Genomic DNA, 24,088 nt, shown 5'->3' with positions numbered 1-24,088 from the left:
GGGCGTTGGCCAGGTCGGGCGGTTGACCCGAACACTGGAAGTCCTTCGGCGGGTAGAGGCCAATCTGGCCTACCCTTCACGCGGCGATTGGGGGTTACCCTTCGATGCCGCGCCCGCAGTCAGGAACCGTCAAGATTCCAATAGCATCCCGATACTGTCAACCGCCGTGACTCACCTGGCCTGTCTTCAGGCATCTTTTTCTTCACCTCATTCGTCACCTCAGGAACACGAACCCACTCATGCCTCCCCCTGAAACTCGACCAATGTCTAAGTCGGAAAAGTCGCATCCTGTCCATCCAACTGCTGTAATACCGCAAGTGACACGATTCACCTGACTGGCCTTATCGAAGAACGTCCCTCTGATAATTCTTTCGGCCCTGCTTCGAAATCAGTCGCCGGATAAGTGAATCGATTCACTTGATCAGAAAGACTCCACCCCGACCCACAACAGCAACAAGCAGCAGTGAGGAAAGATCCATGTCACGCATCGTGCAATGGTCCATCACCGTGGCGCTGGCCGGTTTTCTGTTCGGCTTTGATACTGCGGTGATTTCCGGGGCCGACAAGCCCATTCAGACACTCTGGGGTCTCAGTGACCTGCACCACGGCCTGCTGGTCATGTCGATGGCACTGTGGGGCACCGTGCTCGGCGCCATCTTCGGCAACTGGCCCACCGACCACCTCGGTCGACGTACCACCCTGCTGCTGATCGGCATTCTGTATCTGGTATCTGCCATCGGCTCAGCCGTGGCCACCGACCCCTGGACCTTTGCCTTCTTCCGCCTGATCGGCGGCATTGGCGTGGGTGTCTCCTCGGTTGCCGCTCCGATCTACATTTCCGAGATCGCTCCGCCTCGCTATCGCGGTGTGCTGGTCGCCCTGTACCAGTTCAATATCGTTTTCGGCATCCTCATGGCGTTCGTCTCCAACTACCTCATCGGCAGCCTGATGGAGAGCGGCATTGCCTGGCGCTGGATGCTGGGTATCGAGGCCATTCCGGCTCTGATCTACACCGTGATGATCACCCGGGTACCACGCAGCCCACGCTGGCTGATTCTCAAGCGCAATGATGTCGAAGAAGCCAGCCGAGTGCTGCGCATGATCAACCCGAACGTCGATGTCGATGCAGAAATCGCCACCATGCGTACCGCCGAGAACGAGGAACGTTCCGCCAATGCACGCTTCTTTTCTCGCCGCTATCGACTGCCGATCCTGCTCGCCTTTCTGGTCGCCTTCTTCAATCAACTGTCGGGGATCAACTTCATCATCTACTACGCGCCACGGGTGCTGGAAGCCGCCCAACTCGGCAGCCAGGTGGCCCTGCTGTCCACCGCCGGTATCGGTCTGGTCAACCTGGTGTTCACCATGATCGGCATGTCGTTGATAGACCGGTTCGGACGACGCACGTTGCTGTTCATCGGCTCGGCAGGCTATCTGCTGTCACTGGTGCTGATCTCACGAGCTTTCTTCACCGATGCGCTGGGCGGCATCGAGGTGCCGCTGCTGCTGGCGCTGTTCATTGCCTCCCACGCCATCAGTCAGGGCGCGGTAATCTGGGTATTCATTGCCGAGGTATTCCCCAACCATGTGCGTGCTCGCGGCCAGTCCTTCGGCAGCTCCATCCACTGGGTCTTCGCGGCGCTGATCACCCTGGTCATGCCCTGGGTACTGGGTACCTTCAGCGGTGGCCCGGTGTTCGCCTTCTTCGCCGTCATGATGTTGCTGCAACTGATCTTCGTACTCTTCCTGATGCCCGAGACGCGCAATGTCTCGCTCGAGGAATTGCAGAAGCATCTGGTCGGCGACAACGTCAAACTGCGTAGAGTCCACCTCTCCGGCGCCCGCGCCCAAGCCTGAAAAAACTCATCTGGACGAGCAGTAAAAAGCCCGCAGGGTTGGGGAACCCTGCGGGCAAGGGGGGTACAGGACACAACCTGTAGCCTCCAGTATAGCGGGTGCGGCCAATCTCGCAGGCCGCTCTGTTGGCGTCAGGCTTTACGCCAGCGGAGGCAATAGACAGAGCGCCCCCCGGACACTTCCGGGGGGCGCTCATTTCACTGGCATACCCCAATTATCAAGTACCAACCATCATCTACCCACCATCAACTACCCACTACCGCGTAGAGCAGTCGCTCAGTGCTTGATCACCAGTCGGCTGTCATCGGCATCTACCATGATGGTATCGCCAGCCTTGAACTTGCCGGACAGCAGGTCCTGGGCCAGCGGATTTTCCAGCCGGCTCTGGATGGCGCGCTTCAAGGGACGTGCGCCATAGACCGGATCAAAGCCCACCACGGCCAGTTGCGCCATGGCCTCATCGGTCAGCTTGAGCCCCAGGTCGTGCTCGGCCAGACGCGCGCGTAGACGCTCGATCTGGATGGCGGCGATGGCCTGGATCTGCTCCTGCCCCAGGGCATGGAACACCACGACCTCATCGATGCGGTTGATCAACTCCGGTCGAAAATGCGTTCCGACAACTTCCATGACGGTCTGCTTCATCGACTCGTAGTCCGCCTGGTCGCCACCATACTGCTGGATGATGTCCGAACCGAGATTCGAGGTCATGACGATCACGGTGTTGCGGAAATCCACCGTACGCCCCTGCCCATCCGTCAAGCGACCGTCTTCCAGTACCTGCAGCAGGATATTGAAGACATCCGGATGCGCCTTCTCTACCTCATCGAGCAACAGCACGGAATAGGGCTTGCGGCGCACTGCCTCGGTCAGATAGCCACCCTCCTCATATCCGACATAGCCGGGAGGTGCACCGATCAGCCGGGCCACGGAGTGCTTCTCCATGAATTCCGACATGTCGATACGCACCATGGCTTCCTCGGTATCGAACAGGAAGTTGGCCAGCGACTTGCAGAGTTCGGTCTTGCCAACGCCAGTTGGACCGAGGAACAGGAAAGAGCCGTTGGGACGATTGGGATCGGCCAGACCGGCTCGCGAACGGCGTACTGCGTTGGCCACCGCATTGACCGCCTCATCCTGTCCGATGACTCGCTCATGCAGCGCCTCTTCCATCCGCAGCAGTTTGTCACGCTCTCCTTCCAGCATCTTCGCCACCGGAATCCCGGTCCAGCGCGATACAACCTCTGCGATCTCCTCCTCAGTGACGTTGGAACGCAACAGGCGATGGGGCTCTGTCGAGGTTTCCGCTTCGGCCTCGGTGCTCTCGGCAATCTTGCGTTCCAACTCCGGGATCACGCCATACTGCAGCTCGGACATACGCCCGAGGTCGCCCTGGCGACGCGCCTGTTCCAGGTCGATGCGCGCGCGGTCCAACTCATCCTTGAACTGAGCGGCCCCCTGGATACTGGCCTTCTCCGCCTTCCATATCTCGTCCAGGTCGGCATACTCACGTTCCAGATCGCTGATCTGCTCTTCCAGAGTTTCCAGGCGTTTGCGTGAGGCCTCATCGGTTTCCTTCTTGAGGTGCTCGCGCTCCATCTTGAGCTGAATCAGACGACGATCGAGGCGATCCATTTCTTCCGGCTTGGAGTCCAGCTCCATACGGATGCGCGACGAGGCCTCATCAATCAGATCAATGGCCTTGTCCGGCAACTGGCGATCGGTGATGTAGCGGGTCGAGAGTTTGGCCGCGGCGATGATGGCGCCATCGGTGATATCAACACCATGGTGCACCTCATAGCGCTCCTTGAGGCCACGCAGAATGGCCACGGTGTCCTCTTCACTGGGCTCATCGACCACCACCTTCTGGAAGCGGCGCTCCAGAGCTGCATCCTTCTCGATATACTGGCGATACTCATTCAACGTCGTTGCGCCGACACAGTGCAATTCGCCACGCGCCAGCGCAGGCTTGAGCATGTTGCCCGCATCCATGGCCCCTTCTGCCTTGCCGGCGCCAACCATGGTGTGCAACTCGTCGATGAACAGGATTACCCGTCCCTCTTCCTGAGACAGTTCATTGAGCACCGACTTGAGGCGCTCCTCGAACTCACCGCGGAACTTGGCACCAGCCAGCAGAGAGCCCATGTCCAGTGACAGGACGCGCTTATCCTTGAGCCCTTCCGGCACCTCACCATTGATGATACGGCTGGCGAGCCCCTCGACAATGGCCGTCTTGCCGACACCGGGCTCGCCGATCAACACCGGATTGTTCTTGGTGCGACGCTGCAGCACCTGAATGGTGCGCCGGATCTCGTCATCACGCCCGATCACCGGGTCGAGCTTGCCATCAGCGGCACGCTGGGTCAGATCCATGGTGTACTTTTCCAATGCCTCGCGCTTGTCCTCGGCATTGGCATCATCGATGCTCTGTCCTCCGCGCACGCTATCGATGGTGGTCTCCAGCGTCTTGCGGGTCAGCCCAGCCTCACTCAGGGCACGGGACACAGGATGCTTCATGCCGATCGCCGCGAGCAGGACCAGCTCACTGGCGATGTACTGATCGCCACGCTTCTGGGCTTCGGCATCGGTGAGGTTGAACAGTTTGATCAATTCTCGTGACGGCTGAACTTCGCCATCGAATTGACCGACCTTAGGCAGGTCCTCAATCTGTCCCACCAGGGTGTCACGCAGACGATTGGCATCGCCACCGGCCTTCTGGACCAGAGCCTTGACACCCGTATCGCGGGAATCCAGCAGCGCCAGCATCAAGTGCACCGGCTCGAGCTGATTGTGCCCATGACCTACCGCCAGGGACTGCGCATCTGCCACAGCGTTCTGCAATCGGGCAGTGAACTTGTCGAAACGCATTGCTATCTCCTTCGGGATGGCGCCGCGATAGGACGCAGCGCTTGACCCTGTCAATGTTGCTTGACAGAAGATATGGCGGTGGGCATGCAGGCTTTCAAGGGCCAACCTGCCTGTTTCGACCGTTAGTCGGAGGGTTCTGTCGGCAGATTCTGTTGCCCCGGCTGAGTGAATGCCGCGCGCAACCAGAGACACAACGCCTCAATGGAAGCCGTCTTGGCAACACCCGGCCGCCAGGCCAGATAGTAGGCATGCACATCCCGGGTTTCACTCTCCGAAACCCGCACCAACCGTCCATCCTCCAGTTCCTGGCGCACCAGAGCACGGCGCGCCAGGGCAAGCCCCTGGCCATCCACCGCTGCCTCCAGATAGGCATCATAGTCATCGAACAGTGGTCCTACCGTCGGCTCGCCACCGAACAACCCGGCAGCCTGGAGCCAGAGCTCCCAGGGTTGGGTCGGATGACGCAATAGGGTGCAAGTATCCAGGTCCTCATCGCCAAGGGATCTGCCACAGAGGTACTCAGGACTCGCCACGGGGAAGATGGCCTCCTCGGCAAGCTTGACACAACACAAGCCAGGCCAGTTTCCCGGCCCATACCGCAGTGCAACATCCACACCATCACGATGATCCAGTCGAGCGAGACCGGTGCTCCCCTCCACCAGAACTTCGATGTCTGGATGTCGACGCCGAAAGTCCGGTAATCGAGGCATCAGCCAGCGGCGGGCCACGCTGGGAAGAGTGCTCAGCCGAAGCTGTACGGTAGAGGAAAGCGCCACAACTTCTGGCTCGACCCGAAAGGCACGCTCCAGTACTCCCAGGCCTTGACGTACCTGGAGTGCGAGGTGAAGCGCTTCCTCAGTAGGCACGACGCCGAGATGTTCTCGATGGAACAGCTGTGTACCCAGGCGCCCTTCCAGGGTCCGTACGTGCTGGCTTACCGCACCTTGCGTCAGCGACAGCTCTTCAGCGGCGCGAGTGAAACTGTGCAGCCGTGCACTGGCCTCAAAAGCCTGCAGCGTCTGCAACGAGGGAAGTCGTGTCATGTGGTCATTAGTATCACTAATAGCCAGTTCAGAGAAAGCATCGTTTGTCGCCCATCAGGCCTCCTCATAAGCTGCGCCATATCCATCCACGAGGAGTTTCCATGACTTATCGGCTCTATTATTCTCCTGCGGCCTGCTCCCTGGCGGTGCACATCGTACTGGAGGAACTGGGACAGGCATTCGACCTGCAGCTGGTAACCAGCACCTGGGAGGCGAGCTATCTGGCACTCAATCCCAAGGGGCGAGTACCGGTATTGATGATTCCGGGTGAGCGGCAGCCACTTACGGAGTTACCCGTGATTCTCACTTATCTGGCCCGCCGCCATCCGGAAGCGGGCCTGCTGCCCGATGACGCCCTGGCGGAGGCAAGGTGCCACGAGTGGCTCGCCTGGTTGGCGGGTTGGGTACACGGCATGGCCTTCGGCGCACTCTGGCGTCCGGAACGTTTTGTCTCCGATCCACAGGTGCATGCCATGATCCAGGCCAACGGCAAGGCCCTGATTCTCGATAGTTTCCTGAGTATTGAAGAACGGCTTGCCGCTCAGGATAGTTCACCGGCTCCCGGCTTCACTCTGGTCGACCCTTTCCTGCTGGTGCTCTACGCCTGGGGGGAAAGGATCAACCTCCCCATGGCCAAAGACTATCCGGCATGGGCATCGCGCACTCAAACCACTCTGGCTCGCCCAGCAGTGGCCCGCGCGTTGAATCGAGAGGGAATTCATCTCGAACTGGCGGCCACACCACATCGCCCAGCCTGATTCGACCTTCCACCATTCGCACGTTGAATGGCTGAACTCATGAAACGACACCGCTATCCGGAATGCCGGGTAGCGGTGTCGTCGATCTGAACACTCTTGCCGATCAATCTCGCCGGATGATACGCAGCCAGGCCCACACGGCAGATGGCACTAGCGCAACCAGATGACACTGGCCATTCGACCCGTCGCTCCATCGTCACGGCGCCAGGAATAGAAGCGAGACTCACACACGGTACAGAAATGGCCGCCACTGATATGCGACAGGCCCAGCCGCTCCAGGCGCAGGCGCGCCAGCTTGTAGAGGTCAGCCATATGGTGGCCAAGGCGGTAAGGGCTGGGATCGAAGGCACTGGCCGCTTCAGGGTGTACGCCACAGAAGGCTTCACGCACTTCCGGCCCGACCTCGAACTGGGCGTTGGAGATGGCCGGCCCCAACCAGGCCAGCAGCGACTCGGGGGGCACACCCATGGCGGCCACGGTGGCCTCGAGTACACCACCGGCCAGGCCACGCCAGCCGGCATGGGCCACCGCGACACGCTGACCGGTGCTGTCACAGAAGAACACCGGTAGACAGTCCGCGGTCAACACCACGCAGGCGTAATCATTGCTGGTCGCCATCGAGGCATCAGCCTGAGGCACCGCCTCGCTCCACTCCTGTTGCACCGAGGCACCATGTACCTGGTCCAGCCACAGCAATGGGCGCTCATCGCCAACTTCCTTGCTGAGCAGGCGTCGACAGAGATCCACATGCTCCGGCTTGTCTCCCACATGAGATGCAGGATTGAAGGCCGCAAAGTCGCCCTGACTGGGTCCGGTCTCCCTGGTGGTGACGAAGGCCCCCACCGAGGCTGGTGCCGGCCAGTCGGGCTGAATCAGCGTTGGACGTAGTTCGGGCGCATCGCTCATCGCATGGTCTCCACGTCTTCACGTAGATAGTCCATCAGCATCAACAGGTCATCCGGCAATGCGGAATGGAAGCTGACCTGTTCCCCTGTAGCAGGATGGATGAAAGCCAGGCGGCGTGCATGCAGAGCCTGACGCGGGAACTCGCGCAGGATCTCCTTGAGCACATCGCTGGAACCTGCCGGCACCTTGAGACGCCCACCATAGACCGGGTCGCCAATCAGCGGAAAGCGCTGGTGAGCCATGTGCACGCGGATCTGGTGGGTCCTGCCGGTTTCCAGCTTGCAGCGCACATGGGTATGAGCCCGAAAGCGCTCCACTACGCGGTAGTGGGTGATCGCCGGCTTGCCGGACACGGTAACCGCCTGACGCTTGCGATCCTTGGGATGACGACCGATCGGCGCATCGACAGTCCCCCCCGCCGTCATGCGTCCCACCACCACCGAATCATACTCCCGCGACACTGTCCGTGCCTGCAGTTGAGCGACCAGGTCGGCATGTGCCACCAACGTCTTTGCCACCACCATCAGACCACTGGTGTCCTTGTCGAGACGGTGGACAATGCCTCCTCGCGGCAGCGTCGCCGCATCTGCGACGTGGTGCAGCAGGGCATTGAGCAGCGTACCGTCGGGATTGCCCGCGGCAGGGTGCACCACCAGGCCCGGCGGTTTGTTGATGACCAGTACATGCTCGTCTTCATGAACGATATCGAGGGGGATGTCTTCGGCCTGGAAACGCGTGTCATCCTCGATTTCGGCGCGCAACTGCAGCAGCTCCCCGCCGTGAACCTTGTCCTTCGGCCGCGCACGCCTACCATCAATCGTCAGTGAGCCATCCTTGATCCAGCCCTTGAGCCGCTCACGGGAATAGTCGGCCAGCAATTCGGCCGCCGCCTGGTCGAGACGAGCCCCCGCCATTTCATTGGGGACCTGCTGTTGAACTTCGAGGTGCTGAGACATGATGCGGAGGAAAGCTCCCCTGTAATGGTGCACCAGGATGCAAAACTCGTCTTCAGAAAGTCCTGAGGACTGCGTTTCCTCGCAAGGTGCTTTATAGTGGGCGGATCGCGGCCGATTCTACCACGGCCGACCCGGGTTGTTTGAAACGAGGAACACGATGCGCGTTATCACTTCTCCCGCTGCTCGCCTGGGCGCCCTGGTGCTGATGGGCGTCACTCTCGTCGGCTGTGCCAGCAACGACACCGATGAAGAGCGTTATGACGGAATAGCCGAACGTCAGCTGTACGAGCAGGGTCGCGAAGCGCTTGAGGAAGGCAGCTACACCACCGCCCAGAACCGTCTCGAAGCCATTGATACGCGCTTCCCCTTCGGTGATTATGCGGAACAGGCTCAGCTCGAACTGATCTACACCTATTATCAGATTGACGACTGGGAATCCGCCCGTGCCGCTGCCAGCCGCTTCATTCGCCTGCACCCCAACCATGCGCAGGTCGATTACGCCTATTACATGCGCGGCCTCGCCGCCTGGCAGGCTGGTCGCTTCAGCCTCGAGGCGCTCAAGGTCATCGACATTTCCCAGCGTGACCTCGGTGCGACTCGTGATGCCTATTCCGACTTCACTGACCTGATCAATCGCTATCCCAACAGCCAATACGCTCCGGATGCTCGTCAGCGCATCGTCTATCTGCGTAACCTGCTGGCCGAGCACGAGCTGCACGTCGCCGACTTCTACCTGCGCAAGAAGGCCTACCTCGCTGCTGTCGAGCGGGGTCGCTGGATCATCGAGAACTACCCGCAGTCCGCTGCCACCCGCGAAGCACTGGCGGTGATGGTGGAAGGCTATATGGGGCTCGGTATGGATGACCGCGCCAACGAGACCCTGCGTGTGCTGATCGAGAACGATCCAGACAATGATCGCCTTGACGGTCGCCGTTTCGAGCCGAAGTACGTCGACGGTTCACTCAGCGCCTGACAGCAGACGGCAAGCGTTGGCTGCTGGCGCACGCCAACGAATAAAATACCCCCCAGTAGGTCAACGCCTACTGGGGGGTATTGTTTTACTCGTCGCAGTCAGCTCACTGCCATCGATCAATCGCCGGGCTGCCAGCCATTGACGATCGGATAACGGCGATCACGGCCAAAGCCACGCTGGGTCACTCGAACTCCAACCGGTGCCTGGCGGCGCTTGTACTCACAGCGGTCCACCAGTTTGACCACGCGATAGACATCCTCGGCAGAGAAACCTGCCGCAATGATGGCCTCGGCGCTCATGTCGCCCTCGATATAACGCACCAGAATGGCATCCAGAGTATCGTAGTCCGGCAGCGAGTCACTGTCCTGCTGATCCGGCGCCAGCTCGGCGGAGGGAGGGCGATCGATGACTCGCTGGGGAATCACCAGTGATTCAGTATTGCGCCAGCTCGCGAGACGATACACCCAGGTCTTGTAGACATCCTTGATCGCATTGTAGCCACCAACCATGTCGCCATAGAGCGTGGCGTAGCCCACCGCCATCTCGCTCTTGTTGCCGGTGGTCAGCACCATCAGGCCCTTCTTGTTCGACAGCGCCATCAACAGCACGCCACGACAGCGCGACTGGAGGTTTTCCTCGGTGGTATCGCGCTCGGTGCCAGCAAAGCTCGCCGCCAGCGTCTCCATGAACGACTCCACCATCGGTGCGATGGGCAACACCTCATAGTTGACGCCCAGCAACTTCGCCTGCTCGGCGGCGTCTTCCCTCGAGATATCCGCCGTATAGTGATAGGGCATCATCACCGCATGCACACGTTGTGGCCCCAGGGCGTCCACGGCAATGGCCAGTGACAGAGCCGAGTCGATCCCACCGGACAACCCCAGCACCACGCCCTGGAAGCCGCTCTTGTTGACGTAGTCACGCAACCCCGTCACCAGGGCGCTGTAGAGGTCTTCTTCCGGGCTGACGTCGAGATCGACCTCACCCTCGCGGGGTACCCATTTGCCCTGCTCCTGGATGAACTGCACCGGGCGCAGCCAGATATCCCAGTGAGGCGCCTGCACGGCCAGCTTGCCATGTGCATCGACACAGCAGGAGCCACCATCGAAGACCAGTTCATCCTGACCGCCAATCTGATTGACGTAGACGATCGGCAACGCCACATCACGCGCGCGCTCCTCGAGCAGGCGCAGGCGCTCGGAAGGCTTGTTCTGGTGGTACGGTGAGGCGTTGAGCGTGACCAGAATGTCGGCACCGGCATCACGTGCCTGACGTACCGGCTCTTCCTTCCACACATCCTCACAGATCAGGATGCCCAACCGCGCGCCCTTGTGTTCAACCACCAGCGGCTGCGTACCGGGCGAGAAGTAGCGTTGTTCGTCAAACACCAGATAGTTGGGCAGTGCCTGCTTGGCGTACTCGGCGATCCACTCACCGTTGTAGAGCACGCCAGCCATATTGTAGAGCTGCCCTTCACGGCGCCCCGGATAACCAACCACCACCATCACGTCCTTGACGACCTTCGCCGCCATGCGCGCACGCGCATCACGCAGACGCGTTTCCATCGATGCACGCAGCAACAGGTCTTCAGGTGGGTATCCGGTCAGAAAGAGTTCCGGCAACACCACAACATCGGCGCCGTGTTCGAGGTGGGCCTCACGTACCGTTTCGATAGCCCGGTCGGCATTACCGGGGATGTCGCCAACCAGTGGGTCGAGTTGCGCCATCACCAGGGTCAGGTCTTGCATGGGCAGAGAAATCTCTCGAGAATCGGAAGGAACAGCCCTCATTGTCCCGCAAGGACTGCTCACTGGCAAAGGGAAGCATAAACAAGCATGCTTCCCTCATGACGATGGGCGAATGGGCGGCATCACGCCCCATGGAGTAAGGATGAACCTCTTGATTATCCGCCTGATCATTTTTGCGGTAGTACTGTACGCCGGACTCAAGCTCTACCGCATGTATCGCGAGTGGAAGCTGGAGCATGACCGGGAGCAGATCGACTCCCGTGACGGCGGCAGCATGGTACGCTGCAGCTGGTGCAAGGTGCATGTCCCGGAACAGGAGGCCATGCGCGCCCGAGGCGAGTGGTTCTGCTGCGGCGACCACCGGGACAAGTTCCTCGCCGAGCAATCCAGTTCCGACGACGATTGATGGTTCAGGCCGTGTGCCCGACTCGGCCCTCGAGCGCATAAGGCTCGGGGTCGATGATCGGCGAGCGCTCCAGCAGCAGATCGACCAGAAGATGCGTGGAGGCCGGCGCCAACACCAGACCATTGCGGTAATGTCCTGCATTGACGAACAGGTTGTCCCAGCCCGGCGCTCGACCAATGAAAGGGACGCCATCCGGTGACCCGGGCCTCAGCCCTGCCCAGTGATGCTCGATCTCGTAGTCGGCCAACGCCGGGATGATCGCACAGGCACTGGCCTTCAACGACTCACGCGCCTGGTCGTCGGTCTGCTTGTCGAAACCGGCTTCTTCCAGCGTCGACCCCGCCAGCACTCGGCCATCGGCACGAGGAATCACATAGCGCCCATCCATCAACACCACTCGGTTCACCAGACCAGGTCTCGCCTTGAACAACAGCATCTGACCCTTGACCGGACGCACCGGCAGTTGCAATCCGGCCAACTCAAGCAGCCGAGCGCTCCAGGCACCACCACAGATCACCACCTGATCCGCGGCGAGATTGCCGCGAGACGTCTCGACCGAGCTGACACGCTGCCGGTCGCCAACCAGCCCCTTGACCTCACAATGCTCGACAATCGATACCGACGGCATCGCCTCGAGCCGTGCCCGTAACGCCTGCATCAAGCGGGGGTTGCGAATGCTGCCGAGCGTCGGCATCCACAACGCCTCTTCGACACCCGGGCAGGCCTGTGGCTCTCTGGAATAGATCTCCTCAGGACCTACGCGTGACAGTGGCTTGCCCACTGCTCGCGCCCACTCCAGCGCACGGGCCTCGTCATCGACACGCAGGTAGAGCAGTCCCTTCTGGCGATATTCCGGATCGATCCCGGTTTCCTCGAGCAGCCGGAAGGCCAGCTCGGGATAGGCTCCCTCTGACCAGGACGCGAGGCGTGATACCGGTGTGCTGTAGCGCCAGGGATAGAGCGGCGAAACGATACCGCCACCCGCCCAGGACGACTCTCGTCCACACTCACCGCGCTCGACAACCGTGACCTCGTGGCCAGCATCGGCCAATTGCAGTGTCGTCATCAGACCGATGACGCCACCACCAATGATTACAAACTGACTCAATTTCTGTCCTCGAATGCCGATACTGCATCAGTCAACGCAGCTCCAGACTGGACGTCTCAACCGATCGGAAGACTGATGCCTATTGTCCCATGCTCACCATCCGTTCCGTACCCACCGTCAACGTCGCCGAGGCAGGCACTCACGGAAGGCCCTCGCTGCCGGCAGCAACACGGCACCACACTGTTGGAGGTGCTGGTCGTGGTGGTCATTGTCGCCGTGCTGACCGCCCTGGTCATTCCGTCCTGGCGAAAGACCGCACTGGAGCAGGATATCTCCAGTGATACCCGACAACTACGCCAGGCCCTGACACTGGCCCGCTCAACGGCCATCATGACACAGCTTACCGTCATCCTCTGCCCCAGCCGGGATGGCAAGCACTGCACCGATGACTGGAGCGCCCCCCTGATCCTTCGCGAGGACGGGTCTTCCGAGATACTACGACACTTTCCCGGCAGCCGGAGTGAGCACCTGAGTTTCCGCGGCGATGGACGGCCGGTGCGTTTCCAGCCCAATGGGCGTGCCAGCGGCCACAACGGCACCTTCGTGATCTGCGCCGAGGACGATTCGGGAAGAGAACTGATACTGAGCAACTTTGGCCGAGTGCGCGAACAGCCTGCCAGGCCGTCCTCCTGTTCCCGGAACACGAGCCTGGATTGAGAGCGCCGCTTTCACAACGCCCCCATCAATCGACGAAACCTCCATCGATCCACAGCATCGAAGGCGTTGTCGTCGAGGCCGCACTTGAATTGGAATCAGGAACTGGGTCGGAAGCCGAGTCCGGGGTTGAGTCGAGCGTCAGTTCCGGCACCAACAGCACCAGATGTCTGGCGACCACAGCCTCACCATTGCTCACCCAGCCCATCACCCAATACCCCACCTCGCCATGAGAGTCGCAGTCACCCTGGAGATAACCGACCCGCGGCTCTGAGGAAAGCCGGACGTTCTCTGCTTGAAGTCCACTATCGGACTCATCGAGCTCCTTGATCCTGATATCACGACAGGTCAAGCTGTCCGCAGCGCCATGACTCGTGGAATCATGCCTCGTCATACGACCCAGTTGCTGTGCGGCGCCCCATTCTGCGGCCAGTTGAGCCCGGCTCATCGCCACCAGGTTACCCGCCAGTCGCTCATCCACCAACGCCGACTGCAGCGCACCTAGAGCCATGACTGAGGTAATCGCCAACAGACTGAGCACCACCAACAGTGTGGCGCCGGATTGCCGCTTCGGCCGATGGCTCAAGGCGTACCTCCACTGGACCAGTATCGGCGGTCCACGACCCCCATACGCAGTGGTGCCGGGAAATCAGGCAACGTCAGCTGCAGACGATAGATACCTTCACCCAGAGACTCGACCGGCCTCTCGTCCTCACAGTTTCCCGAGCTGGCCAGACCATCGATCAGGGGCTGACGGCCGTCACGATCGTAGAGGGTGCAAGTGCCTGCGGTACCACTGTCGCGCAGTTCGAAGGAAGTCTCGTCAGCCACTCCGCTACGTAGCCTGGCCGCCATGACATCAAGGGCATAGACAACCGCTGCCTGACGTTCGGCAAGCTGTCGAGTCCGTTGGTCCAACTGATGGACATGACGCAGAACCTCGGTTGCCGCCAGCAACACCACACTGCCGATCAACATGGCCAGCAGCAGCTCCACCAGGCTCAGTCCAGTCTGGCGGTTTCGGCCCGCCACGCTCTGCCCCCACCCCATCAGGGCACCTCCTGCGGCAGGCGCAAGCGGTAATCAAGCCGCGTGAGATGATCAGCAGTACGTGGGTCCTGCCAACGCACTTCAATGTGGAATCGGCAATCGCCGAGGGGCTCAACCGGATCAGTCGCCAGTTCAGGGAGCAGGAGTTGCCAGCGTTGCTGCCAGTCGCTGTGGTTGACGACCGCAGCCTTGGGGCAATGAGCACCGGTGTCGCTGACCAGCGCTGCCCACAGGCGTTCACGAGCATCCTGGGCAGCGATGTTGGCGATCCCGCGCTGTACTGCCAGGTCAGCGCTCTGCAGCCCCTTGAGCTGGATCCCGGCAATACCCAGCAAACCGATGGCCAGCACGACCAGCGCCACCAGAGCTTCGATCAGGCTGAAACCTGCCGAATGCCTACCAGCACTCATCGGGGACTCGCTTACCTGTCTGGTCCAGACGCAGGGTCTCGCAGCCGCTTGGCACCATGCCTCTGTCGAGGGCCTCGGCGGTCAGCAGATAACGACTTTCAGCGACCTCCCGGGCGAGACGATAGCCTTCCAGCTCATCATGCTCAGCCGGAAGCTGACACGGTGATGCGTCATAGCGCAGATAGCGTGAGTAACAACGCTCGAGCCCAGCAGCCATGGCGATCAGGCGGGAACGCGCCTCGACCACCCTCGCCCCGGCGAGGTGCTGGGTGTAACGGGGGTAGGCCAGGGTGGCGAGTACCGCCACGATCACCACGCAGACCATCAGTTCGATCAGCGTGAAACCACCCTCTCCGACCTGCCCGCCGGACATTCGCTTGCTGCGACCACCTCGGGCCATCCCTTGCCCCATCGCTCTGCTCCTGCAACACATTCTGTATGCACAGTATGTGGCAGGAAATCCCGACCTGGAGGCAACAGCAGGCGGTGCAGCAAAGCTGTCACCGAGAATCGGCGAAGACGCATAAACGACATCGCCGCTTCAAGGGAAGCGGAGATGGTCAGCGGGAAGGGAGGATCAGTCGGTGGCGCTCTCGGTGGCAATCAGTCGCTCACGCAGCTCGCGTGGCATCGAGAAGGTAATGGTTTCCTCACGCCCGGCCAGCTCTTCCGGCACCTTGGCTCCCAGCGCCTGAAGGCGCTCGATCACCCCGCGCACCAGCACTTCGGGCGCGCTGGCTCCGGCCGTGACGCCGATAGCCTCAACCCCCTTCAACCAGGCTGGATCGATCTGCTCGGCATTGTCGATCAGATAGGCTGGCGTGCCGACACGCTCGGAAAGCTCGCGCAGACGATTCGAGTTGGAACTGTTGGGACTGCCGACCACCAGCACCAGCTCACAACCTGCCGCCAACTCACGCACCGCATCCTGGCGGTTCTGGGTGGCATAGCAGATATCATCCTTACGCGGTCCCTGGATCTCCGGGAAGGTCGAGCGCAACGCATCGATCACCCTGGCGGTGTCATCCATGGACAAGGTAGTCTGGGTGACAAAAGCCAGCCGCGACGGGTCCTTGACCTGCAGCCGCGCCACATCCTCCTCATCCTCGACCAGATAGATCTGCCCGCCGTGGGCAGTGTCATAGCGCCCCATGGTGCCTTCCACCTCGGGGTGCCCCTCGTGACCGATCAGGATGCACTCGTGACCACGGCGCGCGTAGCGCAGCACTTCCATATGCACCTTGGTCACCAGAGGACAGGTGGCATCGAATACCTTGAGGCCGCGTTGCTCGGCTTCCAACTGGACGGCACGCGATACCCCGTGGGCGGAGAAGATCACGATGACGTCATCGGGAACCTCGTGCAGTTCCTCGACGAAGATCGCGCCACGCTCGCGTAGTGAATCAACCACGAAGCGGTTGTGTACCACTTCATGGCGCACATAGATCGGCGGCCCGAAGACATCGAGGGCACGATTGACGATCTCGATGGCGCGGTCAACACCAGCGCAGAAACCGCGCGGATTGGCCAACTTGATTTGCATGATCTGCTTGCCTTGGCGCCCGTATCGGCGCCTCCGTGATACCGAAACCCACTGTAACGGGGTTCATTGTACAGATGACGGAGCCATCTGGTCATATCCCCCTGTCATTCCGGAGTCATCTCAGTGGGTCGTGGCTGGCTTGACGTCCAGCACCTCGACCTCAAAGGTCAGGGTACGCCCCGCCAGCGGGTGATTGAAGTCCACCTCGACCATATCGTCGTCGATCTCGCTGATCACGCCAGGCAACTCATCGCCGTTGGCATCGGCAAAGGACATCACCGTGCCGATCTCCGGCGCCTCATCCTTGAACACATCGCGCTTCATGCGCTGGACGTTCTGCGGATTGTGCTGACCAAAGGCATGCTCCGGGGTCACCTCGAACACGCCACTGTCTCCATCGGTCAGCCCCTTGAGCGGATGCTCGAAACCAGGCGGCAGGTTGCCGTCTCCCACCTGAAAGGTGGCCGGCGCCTTGTCCTGGGTCGAGTCGACCACGGTGCCGTCTTCCAGCTTGAGAGTGAAATGCAGGGTGACTTCCATGCCCTCATCGATGCGGTATTCGCTCATGGAGTTCTCCAGAAAATGCGCAGGGTGAGAGCCGTGCTCTCACCCGAATCAAGACAACAGATAACCAGGGCAGTAGAACCCTGCAGGACAGCAAGACCATGCAGGGCAGTACTGCCATGTATGGCAGGGAGAACCGAGGTTCAGCCACGCCGCGCACGACGGCGCTCAGCGAAGATGGATTCCCAGATCAGGCCGATGGCACCGACCGTGATGCCGATATCCGCGACGTTGAATGCCGGGTAATACCAGCCGGCGGCATGAAACGACAGGAAGTCGACCACATAACCGTGCACCAGACGATCGTAGAGATTGCCGAGCGCCCCACCGATGATCAGCGCCAGGCAGGCACCAAGGACTTTCTCGTCACGCTTGAGACGAGTCATCCAGATACTCAGACCAATGGTGGCCGCTACCGCAATGGCGGCGAAGAACCAACGCTGCCAGCCGGGATGGTCCGCCAGGAAGCTGAAGGCCGCACCGGTATTGTGCAATAACGTCAGGTTGAAGAACGGCAGCACTTCCACTGGCGTGGCGTAGGTCAGACTGCTGCTGGCCAGCGCCTTGGTAGCCAGATCGAGGATGATCCAGACAATGGCCAGCAGCCACCACAACAGTGGCTTGCGCATCGGCTGTACTTGAGCAGACATATGAGCTTCGGCCTCAGGCATAGTAACGGGTCTCTCCAGCGCCTTCCGGCAGGTTGCTCACGCAGCGCGAACACAGGTCAGGATGATCGGCCAGCGACCCCACCTCGGGGCGATGATGCCAGCAACGTTCACACTTGGCGTGCTCACTGCCCGCCACCGCGACCTTGAGGCCCTCGAGATCAGTCGCCACCGCATCACCTGCGTCAGCCAACGGCGCCAGACGCACCTCGCTGGTCAACATCACGAAGCGCAGTTCATCACCCAGACGTGACAACAGCGTCTGTAATGGCTCATCCACATACAGAGTGACCTCGGCGGCGAGACTGCCCTTGATGGTCTTCTGGTTGCGCGCGTCCTCGAGGCACTTGTTGACGGCCTGCTTGACGGTCAGCACCTGCTCCCAGAAGTCACGTCCCATCTCTGCGTCAGCGGCCAGCGTCGAAAGCCCCTCATAGTAGCTCTCCAGCAGGACACTGCTGCCTTCTGCCAGCCCCTTCTCACCGGGGATATTCTCGAAGATTTCCTCGGCGGTGAACGACAGGATTGGCGCTACCCAACGAACCAGCGCCTGGACCACCTGGTAGAGCGCGGTCTGGCAACTACGGCGTGCCACGGAATCGCTCTGGGTGGTGTACTGGCGGTCCTTGATTACATCCAGGTAGAAGCCACCCAGCTCACGAGCGCAGAAACCATGCACCTGCTGATAGACATCGAGGAAGCGGTACTCATCGTAGGCCGTCTCGATACGCTGCTGCAGCTGTGCAGCCCGATCGACCACCCACTGATCCAGTGCCAGCATGTCATCGAAAGCCAGCGCATCGCGTGACGGCTCGAAACCGTTGAGGTTGGCCAGCAGGAAACGCGCAGTATTGCGAATACGGCGATAGACGTCCGCCGTGCGCTTGAGGATCTCGTCGGATACCGCCATCTCACCGGAATAATCGGTGGAGGCCACCCACAGACGCAGGATATCGGCGCCCATCTTGTCCATGACTTCCTGGGGCGCGACCACGTTGCCCATCGACTTGGACATCTTGCGGCCCTTGGCATCGACAGTGAAACCATGGGTCAGCAGACCGCGGTACGGCGGGTGTCCATCAATGGCGCTACCAGTCAACAGCGAGGAATGGAACCAGCCACGGTGCTGATCGGAGCCCTCGAGGTACAGGTCGGCACGCGGGCCGCTCAGGTGCCCCATGGGGTGCGAGCCACGCAGTACATGGCGGTGTGTCGTGCCGGAATCGAACCACACGTCCAGGGTATCGGTGACCTTGTCGTACTGCGCGGCTTCAGCGCCCAGCAGTTCGCTGGGTTCGAGGCGGAACCAGGCATCGATACCTTCAGCCTCGACGCGCTTGGCGACCTCTTCCATCAGCTCAACAGTACGCGGATGCAGTTCACCGCTTTCCTTGTGCAGGAAGAACGGGATCGGTACGCCCCAGTTGCGCTGGCGAGAGATACACCAGTCAGGACGATTGGCGATCATGCTGTGCAGGCGCGCCTTGCCCCAGGTGGGGACGAACTGGGTGGATTCGACACCCTCCAGCGCACTCTCGCGCAGAGTACGACCGTCCTTGCCGGCAATGTCCATGCCCACGAACCACTGGGCGGTAGCACGGTAGATCACCGGCGATTTGTGGCGCCAGCAATGCATATAGCTGTGGGTGATGGTCTTGTGTGCCATCAGTGCCCCGGCCTCACTCAGCGCCGCGACGATCTTCGGGTTGGCCTTCCAGATCAACTGGCCACCGAACAGCGGCAGGTCGTCAACGTAGACGCCATCACTCTTGACGATACTGATGAACTGATCGAAGTCCATGCCATAACGCCGGCAGGAATCGAAGTCGTCGACACCATGCACCGGCGCAGAGTGCACAATACCAGTGCTGCCTACCTCACTTTCCACGTAGTCGGCCAGATAGATCGGTGCCAGACGGTCGTAGAGTGGGTGGCGGAAGTTGATCAGCTCGAGCTGCTGACCACGGGTAGTGGCAATCACCTCGCCCTCGAGCCCGAAACGCTCGAGACAGCTTTCGACCAGGTCCTCGGCCAGCAGCAGCAGGCGCTCACCAGTATCCACCAGCGCGTAGGTAAACTCGGGATGGACGTTGAGCGCCTGGTTGGCCGGAATGGTCCAGGGCGTCGTGGTCCAGATCACCACCGCAGCTGGCTTCGCCAGGCCATCGAGGCCGAAGGCCGCCGCCAGCCTGTCCTCATCGGCGCAGGGGAAGGCCACATCGATGGCATCGGACTGCTTGTCGGCGTACTCGACCTCGGCCTCGGCCAGTGCCGATCCACAGTCGAAACACCAGTTGACCGGCTTGAGCCCCTTGAACACGAAGCCGCCCTCGACCATGTCCGCCAGCGCCCGGATCTCACCAGCCTCGTTGGCATATTCCATGGTGCGGTAGGGGTTGTCCCAGTCACCGATCACGCCCAGACGCACGAAATCCTTGAGCTGTCCCTGAACCTGCTCGGCAGCGTACTCACGGCAAAGCTCCCGCGCCTTGCCCGGCTCGAGGTGCTTACCATGGGTAGTCTCGACCTTGTGCTCGATGGGGAGACCATGACAGTCCCAACCGGGAACATAAGGCGCATCGAAGCCTGCCAGGTTCTTCGACTTGACGATGATGTCCTTGAGAATCTTGTTGACGGCGTGACCGATATGAATGCTGCCGTTGGCGTAGGGAGGGCCATCATGCAGCAGAAAGACATCACGGCCCTCGCGGGTCTCGCGCAGGCGCTGATAGACATCCAGCTTCTGCCACTGGGCGACACGCTCCGGCTCACGTTTGGGCAGCATGCCGCGCATGGGGAAATCGGTTTCTGGCAGATTCAGAGTGTGTTTGTAGTCGCTCATAGTCCTGGGTGTCAGCCGTCATAGTCAGCGGAATTGTCCGCCGAGGAGTCATGTGTCACGGCCTCGCGCGCGCGAGGCGCCGATGCCAGAGGATAGAGGCAGCCCGCTTGTGCGGTGTCCCCGCTCAGTCGCTGTTGTTCTCGAGAATCATACTGGTCTCGAGAATCATGCTGGTCTCGGGAATCATGTTGCTCTCGGGAATCAGCACCGGTCTCCGGAGAGCCAACAGCGGGCATTGCCATCGGAGAGCAGCCCTCGACATCGCGGAGGGCAACATCCCACCGGGAAAAATACTCTCGCGTCTGGCGGATATCGTTGTATATCTGTGTCTTCAGTGCCTCGAAGCTGTCGAAGGCAATTTCACCCCGCAGCCTGGCACAGGGCACGACCGTCAGGCGCTGGCCATAGAGGTCGGCATCAAAATCCAGCAGGTGGGCTTCCAGTACCGGCCGGACACTGCCGACGGTAGGACGCCAGCCAATATTGGCCACCGCCGGATGGCGCCCTCCTGCGTACTCGACAATCACCGCATACACGCCACGCAATGCCAGCGAGCCTGTTACCAGCGGCAGGTTGGCGGTCGGTACGCCGATGGTGCGACCGCGCTGCTGATCGCGAACCACCCGGCCACGGATACTGTAGGGACGTCCCAGCAGCCGCTCCACCCCGGCAAAATTGCCACAGGCCAGCAGGGTTCTGATGCGGGTGCTGGATACCCGCTCATCGTCCAGGCAGAAGGTGTGGGTGTTCTCGACCACAAACCCGCACCCCTGACCCAGTTGGGTCAGCAGCGCGAAATCACCTCGACGATCACAACCGAACCGGAAGTCATCTCCCACCACCAGATGCCTGACGCCCAGGCCGTTCACCAGTACCTGCTGGACGAATTCCACGGCCGTCAGTTGCCGCAGCGTCTCGTTGAACGGCAGGCACAGCACCCGATCTACGCCACACTCGGCCAGCAGGGCAACCTTCTCACTCAGCCGGGTCAAGCGGGGGGGCGCCTGCTCAGCCGCAAAGTACTCACGTGGCTGAGGTTCGAAGACCACCACGGTCACCGGCAGATCAAGGCGCTTTGCCTGCTGCTGACATTGCTCGAGAATCGCCTGATGGCCACGGTGCACCCCATCGAAATTACCGATGGTGGCTACCGTGCCACGATGCGCTTCGCGCAGATTGTGCAAGCCGCGGATGACTTCCATGAGTCCAGTCACATTGAACGTAAAGGGAACCGATTATAACGAACCAGGGATGGCTTGACAGCCGCGTAACCTGGACTTCGCCCGCCGGGCGGGGAAACACGGTATAAATCGTCGAGCGGATGAAGCACAAGGCGCACGGAGCGCATCAACCACAGCATATAAGGTGATATGTGAGGATTGATAGCACCGCGCAACGCAGTGATTCATTTGCGCAGGCATTTATTCGGAGCCTCCCTAACCCTTGAGCCGGAACTGCCGTACCCGCACCCCGGTCAGCGCCAGCCAGGCGAAATACACCACAGCCCCACCGACCACCAGAGCGCCCATCCACAGGCCGCGATGCAACAGGTCCCAATCAAGCCACTGGTGCCACTCCGGCGACAACAGCCACAGTGCCATGCCCATGACCACACAACCGCCGCCCAACTGGAAGGCAAAGCGCCCCCAGCCCGGCTGGAAACTCAGCACACCCTGACGACGCAGCAGCCAGGCCAGCAGCCCGGCATTGAGAAATGCCGACAGCGCCGTGGCCAGCGCCAGCCCTGCGTGGGCCAGCGGCCAGATCAGAATCAGGTTGAACACCATGTTGGCCACCATGGCGATGATCCCGACCTTGACCGGCGTCTTGGTGTCCTGGCGGGCGAAGAAGCCCGGCGCCAGAACCTTGATCAACATGAAGGCCACCAGGCCCAGCGCGTAGGCGCGCAGGCTCATCGCCGCCATTACGATATCGTGATCGGTCATGGCGCCATAATGGAACAGCGTGACCAGCAGTGGCTCCGCCAACAGCGCCAACGCCAATGCCGCCGGCAGCCCCAGCAGCAACACCGCGCGCAGCGCCCAGTCGAGCATCTGACTGAAATGCTCACCGGACTGCTCGGCATGCCGCCGCGACAGTGCCGGCAGAATCACGGTGCCGATAGCAACGCCGAACACACCCAGAGGCAGTTCCACCAGGCGATCCGAGTAATACAACCAGGACACACTGCCTGCGGTCAGCAGTGACGCCAGCACCGTATCCAGCAGCAGATTGATCTGTGACACCGAGACGCCGAACAGCGCCGGGGTCATCAAGCGCAGAATACGCCGAACCCCTTCATGGGCGAAGTTCGGCCAGGGGCGCGGCATCAAGCCCAACTGCGCGAGGAACGGTACCTGAAACAACAGCTGAGCCGCACCCGCGATCAATACCCCCCAGGCCAGAGCCATGGCCGGCTCATCCATCACCGGCGTCAGCAGCACTGCCGCACCAATCAATGACAGATTGAGCAGCACCGGTGTGAAGGCCGGAATCGCAAAGCGGTTCCAGGTATTGAGCACACTGCCACTGAAGGCCGTCAATGAGATCAACAGCAGATACGGAAAGGTCAGGCGCAACATGTCAGCGGTCATCGCCAGCTTCGCCGGGTCACGCGAGAAACCCGGTGCGAACAACCAGGTCAACCAGGGTGCGGCCAGCATCGCCAGCGCGGTAATCAATGCCAGCACCATGGTCAGGCTACCGGATACGGCGTTGAGCAGTTCGCGTACTTCCTCACGACTGCGCGTCGTCGAGTACTCAGACAGCACCGGTACGAACGCCTGGTTGAAGGCACCCTCGGCAAACAGTCGCCGCATGAAATTGGGGATCTTGAAGGCCACAAAGAAGGCATCGGCCCCTGCGCCCGCGCCCAGCAGCGTAGCGATCACCACATCGCGCACCAGCCCCAGCACTCGCGACAGCATGGTCATGGCACTGACGACCATGCCCGACCGCATCAAGCCGCGGCGCGGTGGGGTTGCGGCCACACTACCGACCGGCGTGCCCTCGCCCTCTTCTACTGCTCGCTGGCGATCCTGCTCCGGCGTTGGTGGTTGACGCTCGTCACTCACGACATTCCTTCCTTACTGCAGCGGAACCGCGGTTAACGACGACATACCCCTCGAAGGGCAGGCCATCGCAGACAAACAATACGTAGGAAAAACCACGCATGAAAACCATGCATAAAAAAAACCGGCCTGGGCCGGTTTTTTCGCAGATGCCGAACAGAAAATCCTGTCACCGACATCAAAAGCGCTGGGGTGTGTCTGGACGGCGCCTCCTGCGTATGCAGGTGATGCCTCCGACGATGCCCCGACCGGCTTAAGCAGCCAGCGCCTTGATACGCTTGTTCAGACGGCTCTTCAGACGAGCGGCCTTCTTCTTGGACAGCACGTCCTTGTCAGCGATGCGGTCGATGACCGGCTGAGCCGCCTTGAACGCGTCCATCGCCTGAGCGTGGTCGCCACCATTGATCGCCGTGATGACGCGCTTGATGTAAGTACGAACCATGCTGCGCTGGCTCGCCTTCAGGACACGACGGTTTTCTGCCTGACGGGCGCGCTTGCGGGCTTGCTTACTGTTAGCCACTGACTGTCTCCTTGGAGAAAGTTGTCGTCACCGCTTGGCGATGACTTGATAACGTGTTGATCCAACAGGGAATAAAAAACTCCCGTCGGTTTGGCCATCTGGCCGATCGCTGCCGTGGCAGCCAATCGTTCACGGGCCGTGTCTGA

Annotated in this window: 22 protein-coding genes; 5 read left to right on the top strand and 17 right to left on the bottom strand. The window is 60.8% G+C overall.

The window, feature by feature from the left end:
- Positions 1 to 417: 417 nt before the first annotated feature.
- Positions 418 to 1,857, top strand: coding sequence for a sugar porter family MFS transporter (locus tag BUE38_RS17645; protein WP_255320819.1), 1,440 nt, complete (start codon positions 418 to 420; stop codon positions 1,855 to 1,857).
- Positions 1,858 to 2,133: 276 nt separating this feature from the next.
- Here BUE38_RS17645 and clpB read toward each other — a convergent pair whose 3' ends face one another.
- Positions 2,134 to 4,722: an ATP-dependent chaperone ClpB gene (clpB, locus tag BUE38_RS17640; RefSeq protein ID WP_073436545.1), complete on the bottom strand. Its 2,589-nt coding sequence runs from the start codon at positions 4,720 to 4,722 to the stop codon at positions 2,134 to 2,136.
- Positions 4,723 to 4,844: 122 nt separating this feature from the next.
- A complete protein-coding gene (locus tag BUE38_RS17635) occupies positions 4,845 to 5,765 on the bottom strand; it encodes a LysR substrate-binding domain-containing protein (protein WP_073436544.1) in 921 nt (306 codons plus the stop codon).
- A gap of 101 nt (positions 5,766 to 5,866) precedes the next feature.
- On the opposite strand from BUE38_RS17635, the gene BUE38_RS17630 reads away from it, so the two are divergent.
- Positions 5,867 to 6,523, top strand: coding sequence for a glutathione S-transferase family protein (locus tag BUE38_RS17630; RefSeq protein WP_073436543.1), 657 nt, complete (start codon positions 5,867 to 5,869; stop codon positions 6,521 to 6,523).
- Positions 6,524 to 6,673: 150 nt separating this feature from the next.
- On the opposite strand, the gene pgeF is transcribed toward BUE38_RS17630, so the two are convergent.
- Both pgeF and rluD read right to left on the bottom strand, forming a co-directional pair.
- Positions 6,674 to 7,429: a peptidoglycan editing factor PgeF gene (gene pgeF, locus BUE38_RS17625; RefSeq protein WP_073436542.1), complete on the bottom strand. Its 756-nt coding sequence runs from the start codon at positions 7,427 to 7,429 to the stop codon at positions 6,674 to 6,676.
- Entirely contained in the window at positions 7,426 to 8,385 is a 960-nt protein-coding gene (gene rluD, locus BUE38_RS17620) for a 23S rRNA pseudouridine(1911/1915/1917) synthase RluD (RefSeq protein WP_073436541.1), read from the bottom strand. Before rluD ends, pgeF begins: the two co-directional genes overlap by 4 nt.
- 157 nt (positions 8,386 to 8,542) lie before the next feature.
- Here rluD and BUE38_RS17615 point away from each other — a divergent pair, with 157 nt between their 5' ends.
- Positions 8,543 to 9,358: an outer membrane protein assembly factor BamD gene (locus BUE38_RS17615; protein WP_073436540.1), complete on the top strand. Its 816-nt coding sequence runs from the start codon at positions 8,543 to 8,545 to the stop codon at positions 9,356 to 9,358.
- 116 nt (positions 9,359 to 9,474) lie between these two features.
- On the opposite strand, the gene BUE38_RS17610 is transcribed toward BUE38_RS17615, so the two are convergent.
- Positions 9,475 to 11,106, bottom strand: a complete 1,632-nt coding sequence (locus tag BUE38_RS17610) for an NAD+ synthase (RefSeq protein ID WP_073436539.1) — start codon at positions 11,104 to 11,106, stop codon at positions 9,475 to 9,477.
- Positions 11,107 to 11,248: 142 nt separating this feature from the next.
- On the opposite strand from BUE38_RS17610, the gene BUE38_RS17605 reads away from it, so the two are divergent.
- Positions 11,249 to 11,512, top strand: coding sequence for a PP0621 family protein (locus BUE38_RS17605; protein WP_073436538.1), 264 nt, complete (start codon positions 11,249 to 11,251; stop codon positions 11,510 to 11,512).
- A gap of 4 nt (positions 11,513 to 11,516) precedes the next feature.
- Here BUE38_RS17605 and thiO read toward each other — a convergent pair whose 3' ends face one another.
- Positions 11,517 to 12,620, bottom strand: a complete 1,104-nt coding sequence (gene thiO / locus BUE38_RS17600; protein ID WP_073436537.1) for a glycine oxidase ThiO — start codon at positions 12,618 to 12,620, stop codon at positions 11,517 to 11,519.
- Between the two features lie 75 nt (positions 12,621 to 12,695).
- Between thiO and BUE38_RS17595 the strand changes: the two genes are divergently transcribed.
- Positions 12,696 to 13,277, top strand: coding sequence for a GspH/FimT family protein (locus tag BUE38_RS17595; RefSeq protein ID WP_084542019.1), 582 nt, complete (start codon positions 12,696 to 12,698; stop codon positions 13,275 to 13,277).
- A gap of 25 nt (positions 13,278 to 13,302) precedes the next feature.
- Here BUE38_RS17595 and BUE38_RS17590 read toward each other — a convergent pair whose 3' ends face one another.
- From BUE38_RS17590 to rpsT, 11 genes are all read right to left on the bottom strand, one after another.
- On the bottom strand, positions 13,303 to 13,860 hold the full coding sequence (locus BUE38_RS17590; protein WP_073436536.1) for a hypothetical protein: 558 nt from the start codon (positions 13,858 to 13,860) through the stop codon (positions 13,303 to 13,305).
- Complete coding sequence (locus tag BUE38_RS17585) at positions 13,857 to 14,324, bottom strand: prepilin-type N-terminal cleavage/methylation domain-containing protein (protein ID WP_073436535.1); 468 nt, start codon at positions 14,322 to 14,324, stop codon at positions 13,857 to 13,859. Before BUE38_RS17585 ends, BUE38_RS17590 begins: the two co-directional genes overlap by 4 nt.
- The gene (gene pilV, locus BUE38_RS17580) at positions 14,324 to 14,734 is read right to left on the bottom strand and encodes a type IV pilus modification protein PilV (protein ID WP_073436534.1); all 411 of its coding nucleotides are present in this window, start codon (positions 14,732 to 14,734) and stop codon (positions 14,324 to 14,326) included. The genes BUE38_RS17585 and pilV overlap by 1 nt, the downstream gene beginning before the upstream one ends.
- The gene (locus tag BUE38_RS17575; protein ID WP_073436533.1) at positions 14,721 to 15,146 is read right to left on the bottom strand and encodes a type IV pilin protein; all 426 of its coding nucleotides are present in this window, start codon (positions 15,144 to 15,146) and stop codon (positions 14,721 to 14,723) included. The genes pilV and BUE38_RS17575 overlap by 14 nt, the downstream gene beginning before the upstream one ends.
- A 165-nt stretch (positions 15,147 to 15,311) precedes the next feature.
- Positions 15,312 to 16,277 carry a 4-hydroxy-3-methylbut-2-enyl diphosphate reductase gene (gene ispH, locus BUE38_RS17570; RefSeq protein WP_073436532.1) on the bottom strand — a complete coding sequence of 322 codons (966 nt, stop codon included), beginning with the start codon at positions 16,275 to 16,277 and terminating at the stop codon, positions 15,312 to 15,314.
- 120 nt (positions 16,278 to 16,397) lie between these two features.
- Positions 16,398 to 16,844 (bottom strand): FKBP-type peptidyl-prolyl cis-trans isomerase, encoded by a 447-nt coding sequence (fkpB, locus tag BUE38_RS17565; RefSeq protein ID WP_073436531.1) that lies wholly within the window; start codon positions 16,842 to 16,844, stop codon positions 16,398 to 16,400.
- A 140-nt stretch (positions 16,845 to 16,984) separates the two neighbouring features.
- A complete protein-coding gene (gene lspA / locus BUE38_RS17560) occupies positions 16,985 to 17,512 on the bottom strand; it encodes a signal peptidase II (protein WP_073436530.1) in 528 nt (175 codons plus the stop codon).
- Positions 17,505 to 20,351 (bottom strand): isoleucine--tRNA ligase, encoded by a 2,847-nt coding sequence (gene ileS, locus BUE38_RS17555; protein ID WP_073436529.1) that lies wholly within the window; start codon positions 20,349 to 20,351, stop codon positions 17,505 to 17,507. Before ileS ends, lspA begins: the two co-directional genes overlap by 8 nt.
- Before the next feature lie 11 nt (positions 20,352 to 20,362).
- Positions 20,363 to 21,553 (bottom strand): bifunctional riboflavin kinase/FAD synthetase, encoded by a 1,191-nt coding sequence (gene ribF / locus BUE38_RS17550; protein WP_084542017.1) that lies wholly within the window; start codon positions 21,551 to 21,553, stop codon positions 20,363 to 20,365.
- Between the two features lie 234 nt (positions 21,554 to 21,787).
- Entirely contained in the window at positions 21,788 to 23,311 is a 1,524-nt protein-coding gene (gene murJ / locus BUE38_RS17545) for a murein biosynthesis integral membrane protein MurJ (RefSeq protein WP_073436567.1), read from the bottom strand.
- A 364-nt stretch (positions 23,312 to 23,675) separates the two neighbouring features.
- Positions 23,676 to 23,942, bottom strand: a complete 267-nt coding sequence (gene rpsT, locus BUE38_RS17540; protein ID WP_073436528.1) for a 30S ribosomal protein S20 — start codon at positions 23,940 to 23,942, stop codon at positions 23,676 to 23,678.
- Positions 23,943 to 24,088 lie beyond the last annotated feature (146 nt).

Origin of the sequence: Halomonas cupida, assembly GCF_900142755.1 — a bacterium.
Taxonomy (GTDB): Bacteria; Pseudomonadota; Gammaproteobacteria; order Pseudomonadales; family Halomonadaceae; genus Halomonas; species Halomonas cupida.
The sequence above is the reverse complement of the archived record's forward strand: the minus strand, read 5'-3'. Positions and strand labels throughout refer to the sequence as shown.

Coding starts and splice junctions, on each gene's coding strand:
- BUE38_RS17575 (WP_073436533.1), bottom strand. CDS start 15,146: ATGGGGCAAGGGATGGCCCGAGGTGGTCGCAGCAAGCGAATGTCCGGC.
- fkpB (WP_073436531.1), bottom strand. CDS start 16,844: ATGAGCGAATACCGCATCGATGAGGGCATGGAAGTCACCCTGCATTTC.
- ileS (WP_073436529.1), bottom strand. CDS start 20,351: ATGAGCGACTACAAACACACTCTGAATCTGCCAGAAACCGATTTCCCC.
- pgeF (WP_073436542.1), bottom strand. CDS start 7,429: ATGAGCGATGCGCCCGAACTACGTCCAACGCTGATTCAGCCCGACTGG.
- BUE38_RS17635 (WP_073436544.1), bottom strand. CDS start 5,765: ATGACACGACTTCCCTCGTTGCAGACGCTGCAGGCTTTTGAGGCCAGT.
- BUE38_RS17610 (WP_073436539.1), bottom strand. CDS start 11,106: ATGCAAGACCTGACCCTGGTGATGGCGCAACTCGACCCACTGGTTGGC.
- clpB (WP_073436545.1), bottom strand. CDS start 4,722: ATGCGTTTCGACAAGTTCACTGCCCGATTGCAGAACGCTGTGGCAGAT.
- ispH (WP_073436532.1), bottom strand. CDS start 16,277: ATGCAAATCAAGTTGGCCAATCCGCGCGGTTTCTGCGCTGGTGTTGAC.
- BUE38_RS17585 (WP_073436535.1), bottom strand. CDS start 14,324: ATGGGGTGGGGGCAGAGCGTGGCGGGCCGAAACCGCCAGACTGGACTG.
- BUE38_RS17605 (WP_073436538.1), top strand. CDS start 11,249: ATGAACCTCTTGATTATCCGCCTGATCATTTTTGCGGTAGTACTGTAC.
- rluD (WP_073436541.1), bottom strand. CDS start 8,385: ATGTCTCAGCACCTCGAAGTTCAACAGCAGGTCCCCAATGAAATGGCG.
- lspA (WP_073436530.1), bottom strand. CDS start 17,512: ATGCCTGAGGCCGAAGCTCATATGTCTGCTCAAGTACAGCCGATGCGC.
- ribF (WP_084542017.1), bottom strand. CDS start 21,553: ATGGAAGTCATCCGCGGCTTGCACAATCTGCGCGAAGCGCATCGTGGC.
- BUE38_RS17595 (WP_084542019.1), top strand. CDS start 12,696: ATGCCTATTGTCCCATGCTCACCATCCGTTCCGTACCCACCGTCAACG.
- BUE38_RS17630 (WP_073436543.1), top strand. CDS start 5,867: ATGACTTATCGGCTCTATTATTCTCCTGCGGCCTGCTCCCTGGCGGTG.
- pilV (WP_073436534.1), bottom strand. CDS start 14,734: ATGAGTGCTGGTAGGCATTCGGCAGGTTTCAGCCTGATCGAAGCTCTG.
- BUE38_RS17615 (WP_073436540.1), top strand. CDS start 8,543: ATGCGCGTTATCACTTCTCCCGCTGCTCGCCTGGGCGCCCTGGTGCTG.
- murJ (WP_073436567.1), bottom strand. CDS start 23,311: ATGCGGTCGGGCATGGTCGTCAGTGCCATGACCATGCTGTCGCGAGTG.